Annotated in this window: 20 protein-coding genes and 1 tRNA gene; 16 read left to right on the plus strand and 5 right to left on the minus strand. The window is 56.9% G+C overall.

Annotated elements, in window-relative coordinates:
• Positions 1-192: 192 nt before the first annotated feature.
• The 5 genes from glgA to glgB form a co-directional block, all read right to left on the minus strand.
• Entirely contained in the window at positions 193-2,508 is a 2,316-nt protein-coding gene (gene glgA, locus AAAT03_RS01815; protein ID WP_349102443.1) for a glycogen synthase GlgA, read from the minus strand.
• Between the two features lie 90 nt (positions 2,509-2,598).
• On the minus strand, positions 2,599-3,726 hold the full coding sequence (gene glgD, locus AAAT03_RS01820) for a glucose-1-phosphate adenylyltransferase subunit GlgD (protein ID WP_117837171.1): 1,128 nt from the start codon (positions 3,724-3,726) through the stop codon (positions 2,599-2,601).
• Positions 3,727-3,730: 4 nt separating this feature from the next.
• The gene (locus AAAT03_RS01825; protein WP_349102444.1) at positions 3,731-4,879 is read right to left on the minus strand and encodes a glucose-1-phosphate adenylyltransferase; all 1,149 of its coding nucleotides are present in this window, start codon (positions 4,877-4,879) and stop codon (positions 3,731-3,733) included.
• Positions 4,880-4,985: 106 nt separating this feature from the next.
• Positions 4,986-7,412, minus strand: coding sequence for a glycogen/starch/alpha-glucan phosphorylase (locus AAAT03_RS01830; protein ID WP_349102445.1), 2,427 nt, complete (start codon positions 7,410-7,412; stop codon positions 4,986-4,988).
• 94 nt (positions 7,413-7,506) lie between these two features.
• Entirely contained in the window at positions 7,507-9,777 is a 2,271-nt protein-coding gene (gene glgB, locus AAAT03_RS01835; protein ID WP_349102494.1) for a 1,4-alpha-glucan branching protein GlgB, read from the minus strand.
• 331 nt (positions 9,778-10,108) lie between these two features.
• Between glgB and AAAT03_RS01840 the strand changes: the two genes are divergently transcribed.
• From AAAT03_RS01840 to AAAT03_RS01915, 16 genes are all read left to right on the plus strand, one after another.
• Positions 10,109-10,798, plus strand: a complete 690-nt coding sequence (locus AAAT03_RS01840; RefSeq protein WP_349102446.1) for an HAD family phosphatase — start codon at positions 10,109-10,111, stop codon at positions 10,796-10,798.
• 9 nt (positions 10,799-10,807) lie between these two features.
• Positions 10,808-11,449, plus strand: a complete 642-nt coding sequence (locus AAAT03_RS01845; RefSeq protein ID WP_349102447.1) for a thiamine diphosphokinase — start codon at positions 10,808-10,810, stop codon at positions 11,447-11,449.
• A gap of 70 nt (positions 11,450-11,519) precedes the next feature.
• Positions 11,520-11,595 (plus strand) — tRNA-Ala (locus AAAT03_RS01850).
• A 785-nt stretch (positions 11,596-12,380) separates the two neighbouring features.
• The gene (locus AAAT03_RS01855) at positions 12,381-12,926 is read left to right on the plus strand and encodes a transcription termination/antitermination NusG family protein (protein WP_349102448.1); all 546 of its coding nucleotides are present in this window, start codon (positions 12,381-12,383) and stop codon (positions 12,924-12,926) included.
• Positions 12,927-13,124: 198 nt separating this feature from the next.
• Positions 13,125-13,742 carry a sugar transferase gene (locus AAAT03_RS01860; protein WP_349102449.1) on the plus strand — a complete coding sequence of 206 codons (618 nt, stop codon included), beginning with the start codon at positions 13,125-13,127 and terminating at the stop codon, positions 13,740-13,742.
• A complete protein-coding gene (locus AAAT03_RS01865) occupies positions 13,742-14,518 on the plus strand; it encodes a WecB/TagA/CpsF family glycosyltransferase (RefSeq protein ID WP_199580021.1) in 777 nt (258 codons plus the stop codon). Before AAAT03_RS01860 ends, AAAT03_RS01865 begins: the two co-directional genes overlap by 1 nt.
• Positions 14,519-15,577 (plus strand): polysaccharide biosynthesis protein, encoded by a 1,059-nt coding sequence (locus AAAT03_RS01870; RefSeq protein WP_349102450.1) that lies wholly within the window; start codon positions 14,519-14,521, stop codon positions 15,575-15,577.
• A gap of 1 nt (position 15,578) precedes the next feature.
• On the plus strand, positions 15,579-16,796 hold the full coding sequence (locus tag AAAT03_RS01875) for an NAD-dependent epimerase/dehydratase family protein (protein ID WP_349102451.1): 1,218 nt from the start codon (positions 15,579-15,581) through the stop codon (positions 16,794-16,796).
• 4 nt (positions 16,797-16,800) lie between these two features.
• The gene (wecB, locus tag AAAT03_RS01880; RefSeq protein ID WP_349102452.1) at positions 16,801-17,982 is read left to right on the plus strand and encodes a UDP-N-acetylglucosamine 2-epimerase (non-hydrolyzing); all 1,182 of its coding nucleotides are present in this window, start codon (positions 16,801-16,803) and stop codon (positions 17,980-17,982) included.
• 2 nt (positions 17,983-17,984) lie between these two features.
• Positions 17,985-18,515 carry an acyltransferase gene (locus AAAT03_RS01885; protein WP_118449387.1) on the plus strand — a complete coding sequence of 177 codons (531 nt, stop codon included), beginning with the start codon at positions 17,985-17,987 and terminating at the stop codon, positions 18,513-18,515.
• Complete coding sequence (locus tag AAAT03_RS01890) at positions 18,502-19,608, plus strand: glycosyltransferase family 4 protein (protein WP_349102453.1); 1,107 nt, start codon at positions 18,502-18,504, stop codon at positions 19,606-19,608. The genes AAAT03_RS01885 and AAAT03_RS01890 overlap by 14 nt, the downstream gene beginning before the upstream one ends.
• On the plus strand, positions 19,605-20,213 hold the full coding sequence (locus AAAT03_RS01895; RefSeq protein ID WP_349102454.1) for a hypothetical protein: 609 nt from the start codon (positions 19,605-19,607) through the stop codon (positions 20,211-20,213). The genes AAAT03_RS01890 and AAAT03_RS01895 overlap by 4 nt, the downstream gene beginning before the upstream one ends.
• On the plus strand, positions 20,192-20,845 hold the full coding sequence (locus AAAT03_RS01900) for a hypothetical protein (RefSeq protein WP_349102455.1): 654 nt from the start codon (positions 20,192-20,194) through the stop codon (positions 20,843-20,845). Before AAAT03_RS01895 ends, AAAT03_RS01900 begins: the two co-directional genes overlap by 22 nt.
• A 69-nt stretch (positions 20,846-20,914) precedes the next feature.
• Complete coding sequence (locus AAAT03_RS01905; RefSeq protein ID WP_349102456.1) at positions 20,915-21,922, plus strand: stealth conserved region 3 domain-containing protein; 1,008 nt, start codon at positions 20,915-20,917, stop codon at positions 21,920-21,922.
• Between the two features lie 9 nt (positions 21,923-21,931).
• A complete protein-coding gene (locus AAAT03_RS01910) occupies positions 21,932-23,074 on the plus strand; it encodes a hypothetical protein (protein ID WP_349102457.1) in 1,143 nt (380 codons plus the stop codon).
• On the plus strand, positions 23,074-24,393 hold the full coding sequence (locus AAAT03_RS01915; RefSeq protein WP_349102458.1) for an oligosaccharide flippase family protein: 1,320 nt from the start codon (positions 23,074-23,076) through the stop codon (positions 24,391-24,393). Before AAAT03_RS01910 ends, AAAT03_RS01915 begins: the two co-directional genes overlap by 1 nt.
• Positions 24,394-24,530: the final 137 nt, after the last annotated feature.

A 24,530-nucleotide genomic window follows, 5' to 3' on the forward strand; every position in this document is an offset into this window, starting at 1 on the left:
CACGGCCTGCGGGCCATGGCTTTACGCACAGGATGTAAGTATATCTGTTGTACATAGGCTGTATAAACAACATCCGTTTACCATCGGCGAACGGTTGTCCTAGAAAATCGTTTTACCAACTATCTATAGAGAAGGGGCGCCCGGTTGGAGCGCCCCTTGCTTAGGGTTTGATGAGGTTTTGGATCGTCTGGATTAGCGGCGCTTGCGGGTGGCCGTTGCCTTGCGGACGGAAGTCTTCTTGGTCGGAGCCTTATTCTCGGTCGGAGCGGCAGGGGAGACCGGGGTCTCCTTGGCAGGCTCGGGCTTAGCCTCCGCCTTCGGGGCAGCCTTGGTCTTAGCCTTGACCTCGGCGGCCCTCGGTGCCGGCTCGGGCTTGGTCTCCTCTTTGACGGCGGCGGGCATAGCCTCTGCCTTAGGAGCGGCAGCCTTTGCCGTGGTCTTCTTGGCCGTCGTCGTGCGCTTGCGCGTGGTGGTCTTGGCGGTCGGCTTGGCCTCGACAGCTGCTTCGGCCTTGGGCTCGGCAGGCGTCTCCTCGACCTTGGCTGCCGGCTTTGCGGCTGCCTTGGTCGCGGCGGCCTTGGTAGCCGTCGCCTTCGTAGCTGTAGTCTTCTTGGCTGCCGTTGCCTTCTTGGCGGTCGCGGTTGTCTTCTTGGCAGCGGTCTTTGCCGGAGCCTTGGCGGCTGGTTTGGCCTCAGCGACCTCGGCCTTTACCTCGGGAGCAGCCTCGGCCTCGGCGGCCTTCTTGGCAGCGGCGGTCGTGCGCTTGCGCGTGGTCGTTGTCTTGGCAGCCGTTGTTTTAGTCGCGGCAGCTTTGGTCGTCGTAGCCTTCTTAGCGGTCGTCTTGCGGGTCGCGGTCTTCTTAGCTGCGGGCTTTACAGCAGGCTTGACCTCGACCTCTGCCTTGGGAGCAACCTCAGCCTTTACCTCAGGCTCGGCCTTTGCGGGCTCAGCCTCAACAGGCTTCTCCTCGGCCTTGGGCTCCTCGGCGGCCACCGGCTCAGCAACAGCCTCAGGCTCGTCGACAACAGCCGCTGGCCTCTCAATCTCCGGATGCATAAAGAAGTACAGATCAAGATATTTATCGGCCGAGCGCGTCCAGCTAAAGTCCTGGCTCATGGCCTGCGTTACCAGCTGGTTCCAGGCGTCGCGGTTATCCCAGAACAGACGCGCCGCGCGGAACACCGCGTCGCCCATCTCGTCGCCGTTAAAGTTGCTAAACGAGAAGCCCGTGCCCTCGCCGGTAAACTCGTTGTACGGGATCACAGTGTCCTTCAGGCCACCGGTCTCGCGCACGATGGGCAGGGTGCCGTAGCGCATGGCGATGATCTGCGACAGGCCGCAGGGCTCAAACTTCGAAGGCATCAGGAACATGTCGGCGGCGGCATACATGCGCTGCGACAGCGCGGGGTCGAACTCGATGCGCGCGGCCATGGTGCCGGGGTACTTGTCCTGGAAGTAGCGCAGGCCGTCCTCGTAGTCGCGGTCGCCGGTGCCCAGCACCGCCACCTGCACGCCGCCGGCCAGGATGCGGTCGAGCGCGTACATGACCAGGTCCATGCCCTTCTGGCGCGTCAGACGCGTGACCATCACCATAAGCGGGCGGTCGTCGCGCACCTCGAGCCCCAGCTCTTCCTGCAGCTTGGCCTTGCACACGGCCTTACCAGAACGGTCCTCCACGGTGTAGTTGGCGGCAATGCGCTTGTCGGTCGCCGGGTCAAAGCCTGCGACGTCGATGCCATTCAAAATGCCCTGCAGCGCATACGAACGCTCACGCAGAACGCCGTCCAGGCCCTCGCCAAATTCGGGCGTCTGGATCTCGTTGGCATAGGTAGGGCTCACCGTGGTGATGGCATCGGCATAGCGCAGCGCGCCCAGCATGTAGTTGATGCTGCAGGCATCGCAACGCAGCTGCGAGGCGGCCGCCGGAATATGCGCCACACCCAGGATGTCCTCCATCACGGTGTCGCTAAACTGGCCCTGGAACGCCACGTTGTGGATAGAGAACACGGTCTTGACGCGGTCGTACAGCGGCAGGCCCTGGTAGAACTCGCGCAAGAACACGGGCGCCAGTGCCGTCTGCCAGTCGTTGCAGTGCAGGATGTCGCACTCAAAACCGGCCGGCAGGTGCTGCAGACTCTCGGTGATGGCCTTGGAGAAGAACGCAAAGCGCTCGCCGTCGTCAAAGAAGCCGTACGGATAGTCGCGCGCAAAGTAGCGCTCGTTGTCGATGAACATATAGGTGACGCCGTCGTGCTCGAGCTTCTCGAGTCCGCAGTACTCATTGCGCCAGCCCAGGCTCACGTAAAAATCGGAGAAGTGCTCCATCTGCGCCTTGTACTCATCCTTGATGGTGGCGTACTTAGGCACCATTACGATAACTTCGGCGCCGGCGCGCACAAGCGCCGCGGGCAGCGAGCCCGCCACGTCGCCCAGGCCACCGGTCTTAACAAACGGTGCACACTCGGCCGAGGCAAACACGATCTGCATCTTTTTGCTGGAATCTGCCATATTGTCTCCCATGTTGCAATTCGAGAATAGCCGCCTGGCGCTAACCGGGCGGCTATTCTACATGTTACGAGCGATGTTGCGGTGCCAACGTTAACGTACGATGGTGGTGTCGGAAGTTAACGGAGCCTTGCCCAGCACCAGGATGTTCTCGGGCGTGCCGCGAAGCTCGGTGTTGGTGGGGACCACGTTGTTCTTGTCCAGAATGGCGTTCTCGACGCGTGCGCCGCTCTTGATGATGCAGCTCTGGTTGATGATCGAGTTGGTCACCGATGCGCCTTCCTCAACCACAACGCCGCGCGACAGGATCGAGTTGCGCACGGTGCCCTTGATGATGCAGCCGGCCGAGATGATCGAGTTGCAGGCGTGGCTGCCGGTCGCATAGCGCGAAGGCGGCACGTCGTGAGCCTTGGTCAGGATCGGGCGTTCAGGATCAAAGAGCTGGTCGGCCACGGTCTGGTCGAGCAGGTCCATGCTGCGGCGATACAGCGACTTCTCGCTAAACACGCCCACGACCTCGCCCTTGTACTCGTAGCTGCACACGTCGATGTTGCCAAAGTCGCCCTGGAGTGCCTCGAGCAGGTCCAGATAGTCGGCGGCCTGGTAGTGGTCGATGATCTCGAGCAGCGTCTCGCGGTTGACGATGCAGCAGTCCATGGACGCGTTGTCGCCGTACACGACGCCGGCGCTCACGCCCGTCAGGCGGCCGTTCTCGTTAATCTCGAGCTTGGTCTCGTCATCAACATTGCGCGTGGCCTTGCAGTACACCACGGTCATCTGGGCGCCAGAATTCTCGTGCGCCTCGATGATGGTGTTGAGGTCCATGTTAAAGATGATGTTGGTGCCCATCATCACAACATAGGGCTTCTGCGAGCGCTGGAACAGTGTCTTGTTGGAGATGATGTCGCGCAGCAGGAAGCGCATGCCGCCCTTGGTGGTGCCATACGCGTTGCCGGGGACCATGAACAGGCCGCCCTTCTTGCGGTCCAGGCCCCAGTCCTTGCCCGAGCCCACGTGGTCGATCAGCGAGCGGTAGTTACCCGGCATGACGACTCCAACGGTCTTGATGCCGGCATTCATCATGTTGGACAGCGGAAAGTCGATCAGGCGGTAGCGGCCCAAAAACGGAACGGACGCGATGGGGCGGTCCTTGAGCAGGACACTGCCGTAGGACGAAGAGTAGTTAGCGGTGATATAACCGATGGCCTTGCGATTGATCATCGGATCATTCCCCCTTCCCGATAACGACGTCATTTCCAACGACGGCCGTATCCTTGGTGGTATCGACAGAGCCGAGCTTCACGCCCTCTTCGACCGTGGAGTTCTCGCCCAAAATAGCGCGGCAGATGTGCGCGCCGCTCTTAACGTGCGCACCCGGCAGCAGCACGGAGTCCTCGACCACGGCGCGCTCCTCGATGATGACATCGGTCGAAAGGATCGAGTGGCGAGCGGTGCCGTAGATCTTGCAGCCATTGGAGACCAGGCAGTCGTCTAGGCGGCCGTCCGGGCCAATGTAGTGCGGCGGACGCGTGGTGATGTTGGACATGATGGGGAAGTTCTTGTCGAACAGATCGAACTCGGGGTTGTTACCCAGCAGGTCCATCGAGGTCTCGTGGAAGCTGGCGATGGTGCCAACATCCTTCCAAAAGCCGTGGAACTCGTAGCTGTACAGGCGCTTGTTCTCGCCGAGCAGCTTGGGGATGATGTCCTTGCCAAAGTCGTGGCTCGAGCGCTGGTCCAGAGCGTCCTCCCCGAGCGCCTCGATCAGCACGTCGGCCGAGAAGATGTAGATGCCCATGGACGCGAGGTTCGAATCGGGCTTCTCGGGCTTCTCGGTGAATTTGGTGATGCGGCCATCCTCGGGATCGGTGGTAAGGATGCCAAAGCGGCTGGCCTCCTCCCACGGCACGGGCATAACACTCACCGTGAGGTCGGCATTGTTATCAATGTGCGTCTTGAGCATCTTGCGGTAGTCCATGCGATACAGGTGATCGCCCGAAAGAATAAGGACGTACTTGGGGTCGTTGGCCTTGATGTAGTCCAGGTTCTGCGTAATGGCGTCGGCCGTGCCCGCATACCAGGCGCCACCGGTCTGCGTCTCATACGGCGGCAGGATCGACACGCCGCCGTCGCGGCTGTCCAGATCCCACGCCTCGCCGGAGCCCACGTAGGCATGCAGCAGGTAGGGACGATACTGCGTCAGAACGCCCACCGTGTCGATGCCCGAGTTGGAGCAGTTGGAGAGCGAAAAGTCGATAATGCGGAACTTGCCACCAAAGCTAACCGCCGGCTTTGCGATCTTTTGGGTGAGTGCCCCCAATCGGCTGCCCTGTCCTCCTGCGAGGAGCATCGCGATGCATTCTTTCTTACTCATCGATTTCTCCTTCTGTCATCGATGTTCCTAAACCCATTAGCGACGGGCGCAGCGCAACGTCGCGCCCGTCGAATAATGCCGTGCGGCAAAGGGAGCTCGCATGCCTTTATGCGTGCCAGATCTCGTCGCGATACTCGCGAATGGTACGGTCGCTCGAGAACCAACCCGAGGAGGCGGTGTTGAGCAGGGCCTTGCGGTTCCAGGTCTCCTGGTCGCCGTAGCTGCCCGTGAGCTTCTCCCATGCATCCACGTAGCTGCGGAAGTCGGCCATGACCAGGTCGGGGTCGTTGTTGTTCATAAGCTCGTTGTAGATGCTCTCGAAGTTGCCCGAAAGACCCGCAAAGGTGTTGTCCTTGAGCTCGTCCATCACGCGGCCCAGGCGCTCGCGGTCGCCGTTGAGGGTATCCCATGCAAAGTAGCTGTTGGATGCCCAGAGCTTCTCGACCTCGGGGGCGGTCAGGCCAAAGATGGCCTCGTTCTCGCGGCCGGCCAGGTCGGCGATCTCGATGTTGGCGCCGTCGAGGGTACCCAGCGTAATGGCGCCGTTCATCATGAGCTTCATGTTGGACGTGCCCGAGGCCTCCTTGCCGGCCGTGGAGATCTGCTCCGAGATCTCGGCAGCGGGGTAGATGAGCTGGGCGTTGCTCACGCGGAAGTTGGGGATAAAGCAGACCTTCATGACCTCGTTCACACGGGCGTCGTTGTTGATGACGTCGGCCACGGAGTTAATGAGGCGGATGGTCTCCTTGGCAAAGGTGTAGCTCGAGGCAGCCTTGCCGCTAAAGATGAAGGTCGTCGGCGTCACGTGGAAGTTGGGATCGGCGATGCGACGGTTGTAGATGTCCATCACCTTCATGATGTTCATGAGCTGGCGCTTGTAGGCATGGAAGCGCTTAACCTGAACATCGAAGACGGTGTTGGGGTCAATGACCAGACCGGTCTCGGCCTTGACGTAGGCGGCCAGGCGCTCCTTGTTAGCGCGCTTGGAGGCACCCACGGCCTTGAGGAACTCGGCGTCGTTCTGGAACTCCTTGAGTTTCTCCAGCTCAAAGGCGTCCTTGAGCCAGCCATCGCCAATGGCCTCGGTCACGAGCTTGGCGTAGGTGGGGTTGGCCTCGGCAAAGAAGCGACGGTGCGAGATGCCGTTGGTCTTGTTGTTGAACTTCTCGGGCGTTAAGGCATAGAAGTCCTTGAGCACGATGTTCTTGATGATGTCGGAATGGATCTTGGCCACGCCGTTGACGCTGTGGCTGCAGATCACAGACAGGTTGGCCATGCGAATCTCGCCGTCCCACAGGATGGCGGTCTGGCGCAGGCGCTCCTGCCAGCCCTCCTGCGTGGTGTCGAACGACTCGTGCCAACGACGGCTGATCTCGTCGATGATCTGGTACACGCGGGGGAGGAGCTTGGAGAACGTGCCGATGGGCCACTTCTCCAGAGCCTCGGGCAGGATGGTGTGGTTGGTATAGCTCACGACCTGCGTCACGATGTTCCAGGCGTCGTCCCACTCGAGCTTCTTCTCGTCGATGAGGATGCGCATGAGCTCGGGGCCGCACATGGCGGGGTGCGTGTCGTTGGTGTGGATGGCCACAAACTGCGGCAGCAGCTCCCAGTTCTCGCCGTGCTCCTTCTCAAAGGTGTCGAGCAGGCTGTAGATGCCGGCCGAGACAAACAGGTACTCCTGCTTCAGGCGCAGCAGACGGCCGTGCTCGCCGGCGTCATTGGGGTAGAGGATGGCGCTGATGGCCTCGGCCTCGGCGCGCTCGGCATCGGCCAGGGCGTAGTCGCCGCGGTTGAAGGCCTCCAGGTCAAAGTGCTCCTCGACCGGCTCGGCGGCCCAGACGCGCAGCTTGTTGACGGTCTCGCCGGCATAGCCCACAACGGGGATGTCATAAGGGACGGCCAGGATGTCCTGCGTGTCCACCGTGCGGTAGAACGTGCGGCCGTTCTCCTCAAAGCCCTCAACATGGCCACCAAACTTGATGGTCACGGCCTTGTCCTGACGACGGACCTCCCAGGGATAGGCGTGGGTGAGCCACTCGTCGGTTGCCTCGACCTGGCTGCCGTTGACGATCTCCTGCTTAAACAGGCCGTAGCGGTAGCGCATACCGTTGCCGTAGCCGGCAATGCCCTCGGCTGCCATGGAATCCAGAAAGCATGCGGCCAGACGGCCCAGGCCACCGTTGCCCAGCGCTGGATCGGGCTCCTGGTTCTCGATGACGGATAGGTCGAAGCCTATGTCGTCGAGCGCCTCGGCGACCATGTCGCGCACGCCAAAGTTGAGCAGGTAGTTGTCGAGCAGGCGGCCGATCAAAAACTCGATCGAGAAGTAGTACACGCGCTTTTTGCCCTCGGCGGTGACGCGGGCGTCACTCTTGGTGGCAACGGTGCGCGCCTTCTCGGCCACGAGCTTTGCCAGGGCGTTAAACCGGTCCAGGTCGCTGGCGGCCTCGACGCTCTTGCCGCTGATGCTCATGACGGCATCGCGATAGAGCTCGGTAAACTCCTGCTTGTTGTCGAAGATCTTATTCATACGTTCCTTTCCCCCGGGGATGTTTCTCCCGGAACGGTTATGACTAGTATCCTACGCCCCGGCGGGGCGGGTAATTACAGCTGTAACGGTTTTGTTACGCATCCTTGGCAGACGGCTTAACAGAAGCAGACTTGGTCTTGGTAGCGGCCTTTTTGGCAGCCGGTTTCTTGGCTGCGGCCTTAGCAGCGGGCTTTGCGGCAGCCTTGGCCTTGGTCGTCGTAGCCTTGGCCTTAGCCGGAGCCTTCTTAGCAGCCGCAGGCTTGGGCTTCACCGAGGACGTGCGCTTACGCGTAGCCTTCTTCGGCTCCTCAACCACCGGCGGCTTATAGCTGCTGGGACCGCGGCGTTTAAGCACCACGCCTGCCAGGCCGGGCACCTTAATCTCAATAGAGTCCATCTGGCCGTTCCAGGGGTAGGACTCGCTCGAGCAGGTGTAGGGCTCCTCGCCGGCGTATCCGCTGCCACCGAACTCGGGACGGTCGGAATCGAAGATGACCTCCCAGTCACCCTCGCGCGGCACGCCCACGCGGAAGCTCTCGTAGCTCGCCGGGTCAAAGTTGATCAGGATCACCAGGTCGTCGTCGACGTCCTCGCCCTGGCGCACAAAGCTCACGATGGACTGCTTGGAGTTGTCCGCATCGATCCAGGTAAAGCCGTCGTCGGTGTAGCCGCGCTCGTACAGGGCGGGCTCGGCGGTGTACAGGTGGTTGAGCGCCTTGATAAACGCCTGATGATGCTTGTGGGTCTCGTACTCCTCGGTTAGGAACCACTGGATGGACTCGTAGTAGCGCCACTCAATAAACTGGCCGATCTCGTTGCCCATAAAGTTGAGCTTGGCACCGGGGTGCGTCATCTGGTAGAAGGCCAGCGTGCGCAGGCCGGCAAACTGACGCCACCAGTCGCCCGGCATACGGCCGATCAGCGAGCATTTACCGTGCACGACTTCGTCGTGGCTCAGCGGGCAAATAAAGTTTTCGGTAAAGGCGTACATGATGGAGAACGTGAGCAGCCCGTGGTTGCCGGGGCGCCACGGAAAATCGGTTTGCATGTAGTGCAGGGTGTCGTTCATCCAGCCCATGTCCCACTTGTAGTGGAAGCCCAGGCCGCCGTCCTGCGGCGGATAGGTCACGAGCGGCCACGCGGTGGACTCCTCGGCCATCATCATCACGTCAGGGAAGTGGGCCTCCACGGAGCAGTTGACCTGGCGGATAAACGCGCTGGCGTCCAGGTCCTCCTCGGTACCGTACTTGTTGAACTTCTTTTGGCCCGGATCGTCAATTCCAAAGTTGAGGTACAGCATACTGGACACGCCATCCATGCGAATGCCGTCGACGTGGAAGTTCTCGAGCCAATACAGCACGTTGGAGACCAAGAAGGAGCGGACCTCGCCACGGGCGAAGTCAAACTTGTGCGTGCCCCAGTTGGGGTGAATCTCGTGCTCAAACAGCATGTGGCCGTTAAAGGTGGCAAGGCCGTGGGAGTCGGCGCAAAAACCGCCGGGCACCCAGTCCATGATTACGCCAATGCCCGCCTTGTGACACGCATCGATAAAGTGCATGAGCTGCTGCGGGTCGCCATAGCGCGACGTGGCGGCATAGTAGCCGGTCGTCTGGTAGCCCCAGGAGCCATCGAAGGGATGCTCCATAAGCGGCATGACCTCGATATGCGTGTAGCCCATGTCGTGCACGTAGTCCACGAGCTCGACCGACAGGTCGTCGTAGGTGTAGAACTCGCCGCGCTGCGCGGGGAAGGGGTCCATGGGACCGGGGTAGTTGCCGTACTCGTCCGGCTCGCCCTGTGGCGCGTCGCCGTGGCGCTTCCACGAGCCAATATGCACCTCGTAGATGTTAAGGGGCTGCGACATGTGGTTATGACTGGCGCGGCGCTTGAGCCATGCGGCGTCGTTCCACTTGTAGCCATCGAGGGTCCACAGCACGCTCGCCGTTCCCGGAGGGCACTCGGCCTTAAAGGCATACGGATCAGCTTTGTAGAGCTTCTCGCCCTCGTTGGTTTCGATGAGATATTTATAGAGTTGGCCCTGCTCGGCGCCAGGAATAAAGCCTTCCCAAATAGCGCTCGTATGCACGGGCACCAGCGGGTTGGCTTCCTCATTCCAATCGTTAAATTCGCCAATGACATGGACGCTCTTTACGTCGGGCGCCCAAACGCAAAAGCGCCAGCCGCGTGTACGGTTCTGCGTGTCGGGGTGCGCGCCCATCTTTTCCCAGCTGCGCTCCCACGTGCCGATGCCAAACAGGTAGACATCGTCCTTGGTGAGCTCCGGCGCGTGCGGGGCGGCTTTACGGGTAGCGGGCTTTTTGGTTGCTGGCTTTAGCTTTGTATCGCTCACGTTTGATCCCATCATGACGCGGCAGCGTGTTGCCTTGGTGACTAGATGCGAAAGGTCCAAGGCTGCACGAATCGAAGGGACGGCGATAGTTCTATGATTCGTTCCACCTCGCGTGCTCGGTGGAACTTTCGGCAGAAACTACGATAACACCTGTACGTTACTTTTATGAAGGAAAGTGGTTTTAGGGCGGCGTTTAATCGGTAAGCGCCATGTTTAGACCACTGGCAGAATTGCCGTGGTAAAACTCTTGACAGTTTTACCAATTAGGGTTTCAAGATTGTTAGTCTGACGTTTGGTAAAACGTTTTTAGCAGGATGTTTACCATTTGACATCGAAAGGTTCGTTTATGTCCCAGACCGCTGCTCCCAATGTCGCTTTTATTTTCGATTGCGACGGAACACTGGTTAATAGCACCCCCGTTTGGGCCTATGCTCAGCCCAAGTTATTACACCGCCACGGAGTTGACGTAACGTTCGACGATTTTGCCCAATTTGAGCATTTGTCGCTCGAGGACGAGTGCCAGGCCTACCACGACACCTGGGGCATTGGAGCGAATGGCGAGGAGCTGTATCGCGAGCTGAGCGACATTCTGATCGATGGCTACTCCAAGGTGCCGCCGAGCGAGGGGCTCCTGGCATTTTTGGAGCAGGCAAAGGCGGCGGGCGTTGCCATGTGCGTTGCTACGTCCACGCCGGCCGAGCTGGTTAAGTCTGCACTTGCGGGAGCCGGGCTCGATGCCTACATGGAGTTTGTGACCACCACCGGCGAGGCAGGACGCTCCAAGCAGTTCTCCAATGTGTACGAGCTGGCTCTGCGCCGTCTGGAGGAGCGCCATGGGCATAACTTTGAGCGCGTCTGGGTGTTTGAGGACGCGGTCTTTGGCCTAAAGAGCTCTGGGGTCGCTGGCTTTAAGCGTGTGGGCATTTATGACCCGCACGGCCGTATGAAGCGCGACGACGTGCGTGCCAACTGCGAGATCTTTATCGACAGCTATGAGGACCTGGATCTGGCCCGCGTGCTTTCGTTTGAGGGCTAGGCGAGTGCTGTGGCTTGCAAGGTATTAGTGGCCTGCGGCTCGCCCGTGGTGGCGAGCGCGGATCTGCTGCGTAGACTAGCGGGGGAGTGCGACCACGTTGTCGCCGTGGACCGCGGACTTGACGCGCTGCTGGGCGCGGGACTGGGCTGCGACGTGTATGTGGGGGATGCCGACACGGTGAGCGACGCTGGTCGCGCGTTGGTCGATGCCACCGAAGCATTTGAGGTGGAGCGTCATGACCCCTACAAAGACTATACCGATCTGGCGCTGGCGCTCGATTCCGTCCGACGCCGCTGGCCGGGTGCCGAAGTGGTTGCGACCTGCGCCACGGGCGGCCGTCCGGATATGGCGCTTTCCGTGCTGGGGCTGCTTGCAGGCTACGATGACGGCCCAGTCTGGATTGCCGAAGACGAGACCACGGCCCGCATCCTTCGCGCAGGCGAATCGTGGACCATCGAAGGCGCCGAAGGCAAGACGTTCTCCATCATCGCTATTGCCCCCAACACCGAGGTAAGTGAACACGGCCTAGAATGGGAACTAGATCGCGCTCCGCTAGGCTTGTTAGCCGACACGGGCATCAGCAACGTCGTCAGGTCAACAGCCACGATCCAAGTCCACACTGGCACCGCCATCGCTTACCTATATCATTAGGCATTTAAAGTCTGACCCAAAAAAGTCCTTGCACGTCGCGCCAACTTCCCCTATAGTATCTCTTCGTCACGGGGGCGTAGCTCAGCTGGGAGAGCGCTTGACTGGCAGTCAAGAGGTCAGGGGTTCGATCCCCCTCGTCTCCACCATCGTGAATGCAAAGGCTTTCGGAATCCCGAAGGCCTTTTTCATGCAAAAATACCTCGCGCCACAAACCCCATCTACGCCAACAAAAAGTTGCACAATTTATTTCCCATGTCTGTACATAGTTTGTTATCCAAACGCAATTACCAGTGTAGCTCGCTGCTCCAGTTGGGCTTCAGGAACGCTCCCAATTATTGCCAACGCCCCAATAACCTGCATCAACGTGAACAACATCCCAAAACAACCCCCTTAAGCACGCTAAATGAACGATATGTTGTCCACCACAAGCCAAATCAGTTTCGCTACAAGCTTGTGCTAGGATACCTAACGTTACATGAGTTCAACTGTGCTCGCGGTTCCAGCTAGTCGCAAAGCGCAGGGTCGATCAGCATCCGGCCGTAACGGCGGTGTTAGAGAAACCACGAGCTCCAATATCGATTGCCATGCGCGATTTTGCACTTGCTTTTGTGGCTACTTATAAGTTTGCATTAGACAGTGCAATGAATTGTTACGGCAAACCACAGCAGTCCTTCAGCTGTTTGCGTGCGGTCCAGTTTTGTACCCGCTTGACTGGTTCGCACGCAGTCAGCTGGGGACGCGGTCATTTTGCGATACACGTCCGCGTCTCTAGCAACTGCACTTATACATACCGTTCACGGTGGGGCAGAGCCACGTGCTTGTCTAACTGGGCTCAGGGTTTGAATATGGGTCGCCTTTGCGCACAAGCGCCCTGGCGAAGCCATACCCAAACCCCGTGAGCCACACGTAAGACAGCAAGGGGGTGGTGCTCGTGTGGTATGTGATCCAGGTCATTAACGGTCGCGAAGACGTTATGCGCGAGCGCATCGAGCGCGTGGTGCCAGTGGGCGCCATGCAAGAGATCTTTTATCCCCAATTTCAAACCGAGATCAAGGTACACGGCGAATGGGTCAATACGACCAAGTCGCTCTTTCCCGGTTATCTTATCTGCGACACGGCAGATCCCCGTACCGTGCAACAGTATCTGCTTCGCATGGACGACTTTGCCCGGGTGCTTTCCCAGGACGGTCAGTTTGTGCCGCTAGCAAAAGAAGAGGTCCAGCTTATTGGCGGCTTTACGCATAGGGGAGACCGCGTGGTGCCCATGAGCGAGGCCCTAAAAGACGGTGACCAAGTCGTAGTAACGGCAGGTCTGCTGCTGGGACACGAGGGCCTTATTAAAACCATTAACAGACGCAAGAGCACTGCTTATTTGGAGCTCGATCTGTGTGGTCGACGCGTGACTACCCGCGTTGGCCTTGCTGTGCTTTCATCCGAGCAGCGCGTAATGCGAAATGTTAAAAAGGCGATCGCCTAGCTGCGGGCTGTCGCTATGCAGAACAGGGAGGATCCCCGATCTGGGGACGAAGTGTTGGAAGAGAACGTGTCGGATAAACCTCAATATGCAACGGATGCTCCAGCAGGTGCGGCGCTGATTGCTCAGGCCATGGACCGGCGTGAGGGAGCAGGCCGATACAGGGCCATGCAATCCATCATGGACTGGGATCGCTCGCGCATGGCGTACCGTGCAGTCAAGCGCACCTTCGACATCGTGTTCAGCGGTGCCGTGCTCGTCGTCATCGCGATTCCCAGTCTAATTCTCGCCGCGGCCATCCGGCTGGAGAGCGAGGGCAACCCCTTCTACAGCCAGATCCGCGTTGGCCAGACCCGCCCCGACGGCAGCCTGTCCACCTTCCGCATGTGGAAGTTCCGCTCCATGTACAGGGACGCCGACGAGCGCCTCGCCGAGCTCAAGGAGCAGAACGAGATCGCCGGCGCCATGTTCAAGATGAGGGATGACCCGCGCGTAACGAAAATCGGCAAGTTCATCCGCAAGCACTCCATCGACGAGTTCCCGCAGTTCCTGAACGTGTTCCTGGGCCAGATGTCCGTCGTGGGCCCGCGCCCACCGCTGCCCAACGAGGTCGCGGAGTACACCGAGTACGACCTGCAGCGTCTGGCCGTCAAGCCGGGCATTACCGGCTGGTGGCAGGTTACCGATCGAAACTCAACTGGTTTCGACGGTATGGTCCAGCGAGATCTTGAGTACATTGCGAGGCGTGGCATTCTCACCGACTTAAGGATTATCGCCCTCACCGTTATTGAAGTAATCACGGGAAAGGGTGCGTTTTAGTGCTTAAGTCCTATCATCATTATCCCGAATTAAACCGTGTGCCCGTGATCGATGTCCCGATCACGGGCACCAATATGTCTGAATGCGTCGATTTCATTACTCATAATATCGACAATCTGCATGGCGAGTATATCTGCGTCTCTAACGCCCATACGTCGGTCATGGCCCATGACGATCCCAGCTACTGGTCCTGTCAGGCTGAGTCCGTTATGTCCGTTCCCGATGGGAAGCCCCTATCGGTTGTCGGCCGAGAGACGGTCACGTCGATGGGGCGCGTGACCGGTCCGGATCTGATGCGCGAGATTTTCAGTATTTCCGCTCAGCACGGATGGAGCCATTACTTCTACGGCACCGAACAGAAAAACCTCGAGGCGCTCAAGGAATCGCTTCAGGAAGAGTATCCAGGCTTGGAAATTGCTGGCATGGAGCCTTCCGTCTTTCGTCCGCTTTCCGATGGCGAGAAACGAGACCTTTCACGACGCATTGCCGATTCTGGCGCCGACTTTGCATGGATTGCACTTGGCGCTCCGCGCCAGGAAGTCCTCATGCATGAGCTTAAAGGCGGCCCTCAGCCACTGATGATCGGCGTAGGGGGAGCCTTCAAGGTCCTCGCCGGCGTGGTGCCGGAGGCACCGATTTGGATGCAGAACCTAAGTCTCGAGTGGCTATACCGCCTGATGCAGGAGCCGAAGCGACTATTCAAACGATATCTCGTTACTAATACCAAATTTCTCTTTTACCAGTTCACGGGTGCTAAACGCAAGGAAGGCAAGTAGATGAAACCCACCACCGCATTCAAAGACAAGACCCTCATGATCACGGGCGGCACCGGCTCGTTCGGCAACACCGTGCTCAAGCACTTCATGGACACCGACCTGGCCGAGATCCGCATCTTCTCCCGCGACGAGAAGAAGCAGGACGACATGCGCCACCGCCTGCAGGAGAGGTCCCCCGAGCTCGCCTCCAAGGTGCGCTTCTTCATCGGCGACGTCCGCAACGCCCAGAGCGTGCGCGACGCCATGCACGGCGTGGACTACATCTTCCACGCCGCCGCCTTGAAGCAGGTGCCCTCCTGCGAGTTCTTCCCCATGGAGGCCGTGCGCACCAACGTCATCGGCACGGACAACGTCCTGCACGCCGCCATCGACGAGGGCGTGGACCGCGTCGTGTGCCTCTCCACCGACAAGGCGGCCTACCCCATCAACGCAATGGGCAAGTCCAAGGCCATGATGGAGTCCATCATCTACGCCAACGCCCGCAACGGCGCCGGCCGAACCACCATCTGCTGCACCCGCTACGGCAACGTCATGTGCTCGCGCGGCAGCGTCATCCCGCTGTTCATCGACCGCATCCGCAAGGGCGAGCCGCTTACCGTGACCGACCCCAACATGACCCGCTTCCTGATGAACCTTGACGAGGCCGTCGACCTGGTGCAGTTCGCCTTCGAGCACGCCAACCCCGGCGACCTGTTCATCCAGAAGGCCCCTGCCTCCACCATCGGCGACCTCGCCGAGGCCGTCCAGGAGGTCTTCGGCCGCGTGGGCACCCAGGTGATCGGCACCCGCCACGGCGAGAAGCTCTTCGAGACCCTCATGACCCGTGAGGAGCGCCTGCGCGCCGAGGACATGGGCGGCTACTACCGCGTCGCCTGCGACTCGCGCGACCTGAACTACGACAAGTTCGTCGTTGACGGCGAGGTGGAGACCCAGGCCGACGAGTCCTACACCTCCCATAACACCGAGAGGCTCGACGTGGCGGGCACCATCGCCAAGATCAAGACCGCCGAGTACGTGCAGCTTGCCCTGGAGGGCCGCGAGCACGAGGCGGTGCAGTAGGGTGCGCGTCCTCGTCACCGGCGCCGGGGGCTTCGTGGGGAGGAACCTCTGCTGCGCGCTGAAGAACATAAGGGACGGCAAGGACCGCCGTGAGAGATACGCGAGCCTGCTCCCGCTCGAGGTCATGGAGTACGACATCGAGTCGACGCCCGGGGAGCTGGAGGACTACTGCTCCCGCGCGGACTTCGTCTTCAACCTCGCCGGCGTCAACCGCCCCGAGGACCAGGCGGAGTTCATGGAGGGCAACTTCGGGTTCGCCTCCACGCTGTTGGACACCCTCGAGCGCCACGGCAACACGTGTCCCGTCATGCTCTCCAGCTCCGCGCAGGCGAGCCTCTCGGGGCGCTTCGAGGGATCGGTCTACGGCGAGTCGAAGCTGGCGGGGGAGGGCCTGTTCCGCGAGTACTCGGAGAGGACCGGCGCCCCGGTGCTCATCTACCGCTTCCCCAACCTCTACGGCAAGTGGTGCCGCCCGCGCTACAACTCCGCCGTGGCCACCTTCTGCGACGCCATCGCCAACGGCCGCCCCTACACCGTCAACGACCCCTCGGTGGAGCTCGAGCTCCTCTACATCGACGACCTCGTCGACGAGATGCTGGGGGCGCTACTGGGGCAGGAGCACCGCTGCGGCTACGAAGGGCTGGTACGCGTCGACGGTGACGGGTTCTGCTATGTCCCGGAAACTGACGTCAAGTCGCTCGGCGAGATCGTCTACCTGCTGGGCAGCTTCCGCGACAGCCGCGAGACGCTTTCGGTGCCGGACCTTTCCGAGGGCTCCTTCTCCAAGAAGCTCTGGAGCACGTTCCTGTCCTACTACGAGCCCGGGCATTTCGCCTACAGCCTGAAGCCCAACACGGACGCGCGCGGATCGTTCACCGAGTTCCTGCGCACGCCCGAGCGCGGCCAGATCTCCATCAACGTCTCGAGGCCCGGCATCACCAAGGGCAACCACTGGCACATGAGCAAGTGGGAGAGGTTCCTGGTGGTCTCCGGCACCGCGTCCATCAGACTGAGGAAGGTGGGGGAGGACGCCGAGGGCAGGCCGTACCCCGTCGACGAGTACGTCGTCTCCGGCACGGACATGCGCGCCGTGGAGATGATCCCCGGCTACACGCACTCCATCACCAACCTGTCCGACACGGAGGACCTCGTGACGGTCATGTGGGCCAACGAGCCCTTCGACCCCGAGAACCCAGATACCTACTACGAGGAGGTCTAGCCGCATGCGCAAGGACTGTTCCGAAATTGCATTCAAGGACGACGGCCGCCTGAAGCTGCTGATCATCGTGGGCACGCGTCCCGAGGTCATCCGCCTGTCCGAGGTCATCAAGAAGTGCCGCCGCCACTTCGACTGCCTGCTGGCGCACACCGGGCAGAACTACGACTACACGCTCAACGGCATCTTCTTCCGCGACCTGGAGCTTGCCGACCCCGACGTCTACCTGGACGCCGTGGGAGCCGACCTGGGTGAGACCGTGGGCAACATCATCGCCGCGAGCTACAAGCTGATGGTTGAGGTGAAGCCCGATGCGCTCCTCATCCTAGGCGACACCAACAGCTGCCTGTCAGCCATCGCGGCCATGCGCCTGCACATCCCCATCTTCCACATGGAGGCGGGCAACCGCTGCAAGGACGAGTGCCTGCCCGAGGAGACCAACCGCCGCATCGTCGACGTGATCTCCGACGTCAACCTGGCCTACTCCGAGCACGCACGCCGCTACCTCAAGGACACCGGCTGCGCCCCCGAGCGCACCTATGTCACGGGCTCGCCCATGGCGGAGGTCCTGCGCGCAAATCTTGATAAGATCGAGGCCTCCGACATCCTCACCGAGCTCGGCCTTGAGTCCAAGCACTACATGCTGCTGTCCGCCCACCGCGAGGAGAACATCGACACCGAGGCGAACTTCACGAGCCTGTTCACCGCCATCAACGCGCTCGCGGAGAAATACGACATGCCGATCCTGTACTCCTGCCACCCGCGTTCCCGCAAGCGCCTGGAGGCCACCGGCTTCAAGCTGGACCCGCGCGTGCGTATGCACGAGCCCATGGGCTTCCATGACTACAATTGCCTGCAGATGAACGCCTTCGCGGTGGTGTCGGACTCCGGGACCCTGCCCGAGGAGTCCAGCTTCTTCGCGTCTATCGGGCGCCCGTTCCCGGCGGTGTGCATCCGCACCTCCACCGAGCGCCCCGAGGCCTTGGACAAGGCCTGCTTCACGCTCGCCGGCATCAGCGAGCGCGGCCTACTGCAGGCCGTCCATACCGCCGTCGAGCTCGACGCCGAGGGGTCGCTTCCCGAGGCGCCCGTTCCCGACTACGCCGACGAGACCGTGTCCACCAAGGTGGTCAAGATCATCCAGAGCTACACCGGCGTCGTGGACAAGATGGTGTGGAGGAAAGCTTAATAATGGATTTCGCCTATAGGATCCTCGACGGAGTCTCCCGCGCTTATAACAAGCTACTTCTTATGCCCTCGCTACGACGCTCCTTTGCTTCATGCGGCGAGAACGTGACACTCGGCCGCCGCAGCGAGATCTCCGGAGCGGGAAATATCTACATGGGTCACGACGTGTACCTGGGTCCCGGAACAACACTGCTCACGACCCGAGCGAAAATTCGCATCGGCGACTATGTCATGAGCGGACCTAACTTAACCGTGGTTACAGGTGACCACCGCACGGATATTCTCGATCGTCCCATGATGGAACTTACAGATGAGGAGAAGACTCCCGATAACGACCAAGATGTCGTTATCGGTAACGACGTGTGGATGGGCTGTGGCGTAACGATCCTCAAGGGTGTCCACATCTCTGATCACTGCGTAATTGCCGCTGGCGCCGTCTTGACCAAAGATGTGGAGCCTGAGTTTTCAATTTGGGGAGGGGTTCCCGCTCGCTGCCTAGGTTCGCGGCTTAAGGATGACGATGGTTTCAGTTGATAATAGAGTGAACGCGAAAGTTCTGATGGTCGGCCCCGACCTTTCTCTGCATGGCGGGATTGTCTCCGTCGTACGGGGCTATCTTGATGGAGGTCTCCCTGAGGCATGCGACGCCTTCGAGTACCTGGGGACGGGGGTCGGTTCCTCAAAATTCGGTAAGTCTCTCGCATTTACGCGGGCGCTAGCGCGCTATGTGAGGGTTATGTCTTCCTATGACATCATTCACCTACACATTAGTGCCCGTGGGTCCTACAAACGTAAGTCAATTATGGCCCGTATGGCACATAAAGCAGGCAAGTACGTAATACTGCACGATCACGACGGGGAGTTTAAGAAGGCTTTTGAAGAGGGTGGAGACGCCTACCGTCGTGACGTAAGGGAGACCTTTGGCATCGCCGACCGAGTTGTGGTTTTGTCGGAAGAGTGGCGTGACTACTTTGCAGAAAACGTTTGTGACTCTGAAAAGATTGACGTTGTCCATAACGGTGTTAAAGTGCCTGCGCAGCCGTGCTCACCTTGTTCGCGTCAAGACGTCCTGTTTTTAGGACGTCTTGACGCGAACAAGAGCCCGGATGTTCTCTTGCGCGCGTCAAGAGAAGTCCTGTCGCGTTTCTCGGAGACTAAAATTGTCTTTGGCGGAGACGGTGAAATCGAGAAGAACAAAGCGCTCGCTGAGGAGCTAGGCATTGCTGACCGCTGCGAGTTTTGCGGCTGGGTCACCGGTGGCGAACGCGAAGCCCTGTTCGAGCGGGCCGCGGTGTACTGCCTTCCCTCTAAGAATGAAGGTATGCCCATGAGCGTTCTCGAGGCAATGTCTCACGGTATACCCACCATTGCCACAGCCGTCGGCGGAGTACCACGGCTCATTGAAAGCGGCACTAATGGATTCCTTATCAAAGTCGACGATGTCAATAACCTCGCTCTTTTAATTAATAAGTTGTTGTTCGATTCTGAGCTTCGTAAAGAAATAGGCGATGCTGGAAGAAAAGTTGTTGCCGACCGATTCAATTCCAAACATTCAATTGAACAAATACTAAATCTGTACAAAGAAACAGATTCATGCATTCAATATGGCAGCAGGGATGATGAATGACCTCGATTGAAAAGGCCAAGAAGCCACAAAATTACGGAAATTTATATCAATACCTATTATGGCTTAGTATTTTTCTGTTGGTGTTTGAAGATCCAATCCAACAGTGCTTTCCGATATTTGGATATTATGACGAAGTTTTTGCACTGTTTGGGGGATTGTATTATTTATTATCTCGACGCAGCAAAGTGTTTTTAGGAATATGGTGGCTCATTGTTCTATATGTAACTGCTGGTTTGATGAGTTCATGTCTATATTCAACCCAGCCAATACTAGCATGCATAGGAGATACATTCCTAAATTTAAAATTCTATCTGGCCATGGCATTTGGGCTTGCAGCAAGTAACGACTTTGTTTCCGTTCATCGAGAAAAGATGATCCTCATTGTTCGTTTTTTGACATACTGCCTGACGGGATTATTGCTTCTAAATTTATTTTTTAACTGGTTTCCTGGTCAAGAGATCAGATTTGGTATAGCGATACCAAAATTGTTTTTTTCTCATTCTGAATACCTTGCCGGAGCGCAAATTATTCTTCTCGCAATCGGATTATATTTGACGAGAAACCTTGGCGTAGGAACTTACGCATGGGTTTTTTTGCTGCATTAAATGTATTTTGCACATTTCGATATAAAGCAATGGCAGCTGCCATCTTTGCCATTGCTCTGTTTTATGTTGTGCTAGTCCGGCGTAAATCTATTTCAAAATGGAATTTGATTTGCTTATGCGTCATTGCTGTGTTCATTGCTTGGGGTCAAATAGTTGAGTATTACTTCGCTGGAAATGAAACTGCACGTGACTTGCTTGGGACCACATCCTTGCAGATAGCTTTTGATTATTTTCCGCTTGGCACTGGTTTTGGGTCGTTCGCTTCTTACATGTCTAAAGTTTATTACTCTCAAGTGTATTTTTCTTACCATCTATCATCTGTTTACGGTCTTATGAATATTCCTGATGGCGGCTCCTTTATTTCGGATGTGTACTGGCCTATGGTTCTTGGGCAAACCGGGTTTTTAGGACTCCTTTGCATTCTTTCAATTTATATAAAACTTTTTAAAATGATTCAGAGTGGATCCAGTAAGGACCCTAATAGGTACATTTGCTTACTTCTTCTATTTCTATATTTGTTGATACAGTCGACAGCTTCAGCAGCTTTTGTTGGGCCCCTTTCAGTTCCAATTGGCTTTTTACTAGGGGCGTTAGCTTTTGATAGAAGTTTTAAAGTCGGTTCAATTAAATGATGATCTCCTTGAACGGGGAGAAACAATCACTACTGATAACTAGGAATTCTTTCGAGGTCACAGAACGTTATGAAGATTGATTTTGTAATTCCATGGGTTGATTGCACGGACCCAAATTGGCTTTTTGATCGATATAAATATAGCAATGAGTCAAGCGAGATAATCACTCCCAATCAGGATAAACGTTATAGAGATTGGGGTTTGCTACGTTATTTTTTTCGAAGTGTTTCTTCCAACGCGCCATGGGTTGGCACAATTCATTTTCTGACATATGGTCATTTACCCGAATGGCTTGATTGTTCAAATCCAAAAATCAATGTTGTAAAGCATAGTGATTTTATCCCCAATAAGAATCTCCCAACTTTCAATTCAAATGTTATCGAATTGAATGCCTACAAAATTGAGGGCCTTTCTGAGCACTTTGTCCTATTCAATGATGATTTGTTGATTCTTGATAAGACCACAGAAGACGATTTCTTTCATAAAGGACTACCAAGAATTACGGCAGTTCTAAATGCAGCAAGTCTTGCTCGAGGTGACAATTTCTACGTCCCCTTTAACTGCGCTAGCGTTTTAAGCTCACATTTTAAACCACTTGCGTGTGTAGGCAGGCATCCACTTAAGTGGTTCAGCCCAGGCTATGGCATCATGTGCTTGAGAACGCTCGTTTTATTGATATATCCTACATTCAAAGGTTTTTATGAACCCCATCTCTGCAATTCATTTTTAAAGTCTACCTTCGAAGAAATTTGGGAGGTAGAAAAGCAAGAGCTTGAGGCGACTTCTTCTCATCGTTTTAGAGAGGCAACCGACGTATCTAACTGGCTCATGAAAGATTGGCAGTGCGCAAAAGGAGATTTTTATCCGCGTCCAGTTTCTTTCGGACGGTCCTTTTCATTTGATGCTAATTTCGATTCAACCCTGGAAGAGGCTGAATCGTATCTTCGCGGGCGCAAGGGTAAGGTCGTCTGTCTCAATGACGGCGACCTTACGCCGGAGCAGTACGAGACTGCGCGGACGAGGATTCTCACCTGCCTTGACGAACTTTTTCCCGAAAAATGTGAATTCGAGCTTTAGGGGCAGACGATGCACGTAATCAAAGAGGCTGCTAAGACCCTTGTCGCAAAGCTTGGTTTCCAAACGAATAGGCGTATCGTCGTCTTCGAGTCCGACGATTGGGGTGCCGTGAGGGTCCCGGATGCCGATGCACTTGCGGCATTTGAGAATCGCTTCCCCTCTTTCAGGCTCGATCACTACCAATCTTTTGACGGCTTGGAAAAGAAGGCCGACGTAAGCGTCCTCTCTTCTTTGCTGCGCGAGAATGCGGTGCGATTTCAGGCTTCCGCCCCAGTATTCACGTTGAACTTCGCAACCGCCAACCCAGATTTCAATCGATGCGTTCCCGGCAACGCTGATGTAGCGCACTTTGGATTCGAGCCCATCGATAAAACCTACCGAACCTATGACGGAGACGAGGGAGTACTCGATTTCGTTCGGCTGGGTCGCGGTGAAACGGCACTGCATCCTCAGCTCCACGGGCGAGAGCACCTTAACGCTACGGCGTGGCTTGCCGATGCGGTCGCCGACTCAGCTGTGGAATATGCCCGCTGTTTGAGAATGGTGGGTCTGGACGATGCCTTCTACAATGGGATTGACGCGCTCAACAGCGGAAACACTCTGATCGATGTGCGCGGATACCTTGAAGACGCGGTCACGATTTTCAAACGCCTTTTTGGCTTAGCCCCCAGGAGCTTCATCCCACCATGCTATGTCGCCAATAAGGAATGTGAGCTCATCGCCGCTGAGCTGGGCATTGAGACTATCCAATCGTCGCCGAAGAGGAATGTCCCGAAAGGGAACAACTCCTATTTGAAGAAGATTAACGTTTTCGGACACTCCAACGTGCCTGGGCAGTGCCGCTTAATCCGAAACGTGCAGTTCGAGCCCTCGCGCTCTATGTTTCAAGGCAAAAACGTCGATGAGTGTGTCGACGATGCTTTCGCAGAAATCGAGACGGCTTTCAGGCGTAGGCAGCCGGCGGTGGTATGCACCCATCGCGTCAACTATACGACCCGAGTGAATGAGAGGCATCGCGAGTTTTCACTCGAAGCGCTTGATAGACTGCTTCGACGGCTTGCGGAACGGTATCCGGATTGTGAGTTCATGACTTCCGATGACCTGGGTTCTTTAATCCTGGATTCGCTGGCGAGAAACGAAATGGAGCAATGATGCACTTTAGTCTCAAGCTTTTGCGTGACAAAATTAGGGGCAATGAATTCTGGGCGAAGCTTGCGAAAAATGTCTTCACTATCGTTGTAGGTCAGGGCGGCGCCTCTGCTTTGAATATGCTGACGTCATTTGTATCTGCTGGATTTCTTGGCGTTGCTGGCTACGGTTCGCTGATGATCGGTCAGACTTACATGCAGGCGAATGATTCTCTTTTAAATTTCCAATCATGGCAAAGTGTGATTCGCTATGGATCAATCAGTCTGGAAAAACGAGATGAGCGCGGACTGGCTGCCAGTATTAAGGCCGCTTTTCTTGTCGATGTGACATCGGCAGTTGCCGGATGTGTCATCTCCTTCGCCATTGTCGGCTTCGTGGCGGGCGTTCTCGGATGGGATTCTGCCGCGACTGCTGCGGCAGTGGTGTTTTGTTTCGAGATACTTGTGCATATAGAAGGTGCCCCTACGGGTTTGCTCCGTCTTTTCGATAGATTCAACTATGTTGCCATTCATGCGGTTGTTATGGCGGCCGTCAAGCTGCTCTTTGTGGCTGTGTCAATGGTGCTTTTCGGGAATAGTGTAGTCGTTATTGCTTGTGCGTATTGTGCTGCTGATATCATTAAGAGCATGACGCTATTTTTTATTGCCGTGCATGTTGCTCGCAGGCGCGTTGGATTTTTTAAGATCGTTAAAGCACGACTCGCCGATTTGCCGGCTGGCTACATCTCCTTCACAATTTGGTCAAACCTGGATACCTCGGCGGACGCTCCAATTCAGTATTTCGATGTGTTCTTCCTCTCTCTCTTGTCGAGTGAGGTTGTCGGTGTCTTTAAATTCTTTAGGCAGCTGCTTTCCGCTCTCTCTCTTCTTTCTCGACCTGTACAGCAGGCGATTATGCCGCAGCTTGCTGAGTTGATCGCCAAGGGGCTTAACAGTCGCGCGTATGAGGTTGTTAGAAAAATCGAGAAGGTCGTGGCTAAAGTTGTGACACCTTGCGCAGCTATTGCCTGCTTGGTCGTTCCGCCTGCACTTGCTGTCTTTATGGATCCGCTCTACGGTGCGTACTGGTATCTCTTTGCCACATTAGCCGCTCTTGTCGCTGCGAGCATTGTCTTTTCCGCCATTCATCCCTGCTTCAACGCTTATGGCCTAACGAAGCAATCGACAGTCATCACGCTTATTTCGAACGTTGTATATCTTGTTGCTTGTTATTTGCTGCTCGGAAAGTTAGGCGTTATGGCAATTCCGTTTGCAATGGCTTTGCAATATTTGATTGTTATAGGGCTGAAGGACATATACATTCGGAAGGTCATTCTTGACTAGAGTGAATCGACTCCTTTAATCAGAGCGCTGGCATTTATATCATGGAATGAGGGTTGCCCGCGTTAGGCGTGTAAATAGAGAGACTCGTGACGATATAGAGTATCCAATTATTACTAAGCCGAGAGAGTCGTATGAAG

It is taken from the genome of Collinsella sp. CLA-AA-H167 (genome assembly GCF_040095305.1).
Classification (GTDB): domain Bacteria; phylum Actinomycetota; class Coriobacteriia; order Coriobacteriales; family Coriobacteriaceae; genus Collinsella.

Excerpts from the sequence above, each read along its gene's own strand:
- glgA (WP_349102443.1), bottom strand. The coding sequence starts at position 2,508 with ATGGCAGATTCCAGCAAAAAGATGCAGATCGTGTTTGCCTCGGCCGAG.
- glgD (WP_117837171.1), bottom strand. The coding sequence starts at position 3,726 with ATGATCAATCGCAAGGCCATCGGTTATATCACCGCTAACTACTCTTCG.
- AAAT03_RS01825 (WP_349102444.1), bottom strand. The coding sequence starts at position 4,879 with ATGAGTAAGAAAGAATGCATCGCGATGCTCCTCGCAGGAGGACAGGGC.
- AAAT03_RS01830 (WP_349102445.1), bottom strand. The coding sequence starts at position 7,412 with ATGAATAAGATCTTCGACAACAAGCAGGAGTTTACCGAGCTCTATCGC.
- glgB (WP_349102494.1), bottom strand. The coding sequence starts at position 9,777 with ATGATGGGATCAAACGTGAGCGATACAAAGCTAAAGCCAGCAACCAAA.
- AAAT03_RS01840 (WP_349102446.1), top strand. The coding sequence starts at position 10,109 with ATGTCCCAGACCGCTGCTCCCAATGTCGCTTTTATTTTCGATTGCGAC.
- AAAT03_RS01860 (WP_349102449.1), top strand. The coding sequence starts at position 13,125 with ATGGCGTACCGTGCAGTCAAGCGCACCTTCGACATCGTGTTCAGCGGT.
- AAAT03_RS01870 (WP_349102450.1), top strand. The coding sequence starts at position 14,519 with ATGAAACCCACCACCGCATTCAAAGACAAGACCCTCATGATCACGGGC.
- wecB (WP_349102452.1), top strand. The coding sequence starts at position 16,801 with ATGCGCAAGGACTGTTCCGAAATTGCATTCAAGGACGACGGCCGCCTG.
- AAAT03_RS01885 (WP_118449387.1), top strand. The coding sequence starts at position 17,985 with ATGGATTTCGCCTATAGGATCCTCGACGGAGTCTCCCGCGCTTATAAC.
- AAAT03_RS01890 (WP_349102453.1), top strand. The coding sequence starts at position 18,502 with ATGGTTTCAGTTGATAATAGAGTGAACGCGAAAGTTCTGATGGTCGGC.
- AAAT03_RS01895 (WP_349102454.1), top strand. The coding sequence starts at position 19,605 with ATGACCTCGATTGAAAAGGCCAAGAAGCCACAAAATTACGGAAATTTA.
- AAAT03_RS01900 (WP_349102455.1), top strand. The coding sequence starts at position 20,192 with ATGGGTTTTTTTGCTGCATTAAATGTATTTTGCACATTTCGATATAAA.
- AAAT03_RS01905 (WP_349102456.1), top strand. The coding sequence starts at position 20,915 with ATGAAGATTGATTTTGTAATTCCATGGGTTGATTGCACGGACCCAAAT.
- AAAT03_RS01910 (WP_349102457.1), top strand. The coding sequence starts at position 21,932 with ATGCACGTAATCAAAGAGGCTGCTAAGACCCTTGTCGCAAAGCTTGGT.
- AAAT03_RS01915 (WP_349102458.1), top strand. The coding sequence starts at position 23,074 with ATGCACTTTAGTCTCAAGCTTTTGCGTGACAAAATTAGGGGCAATGAA.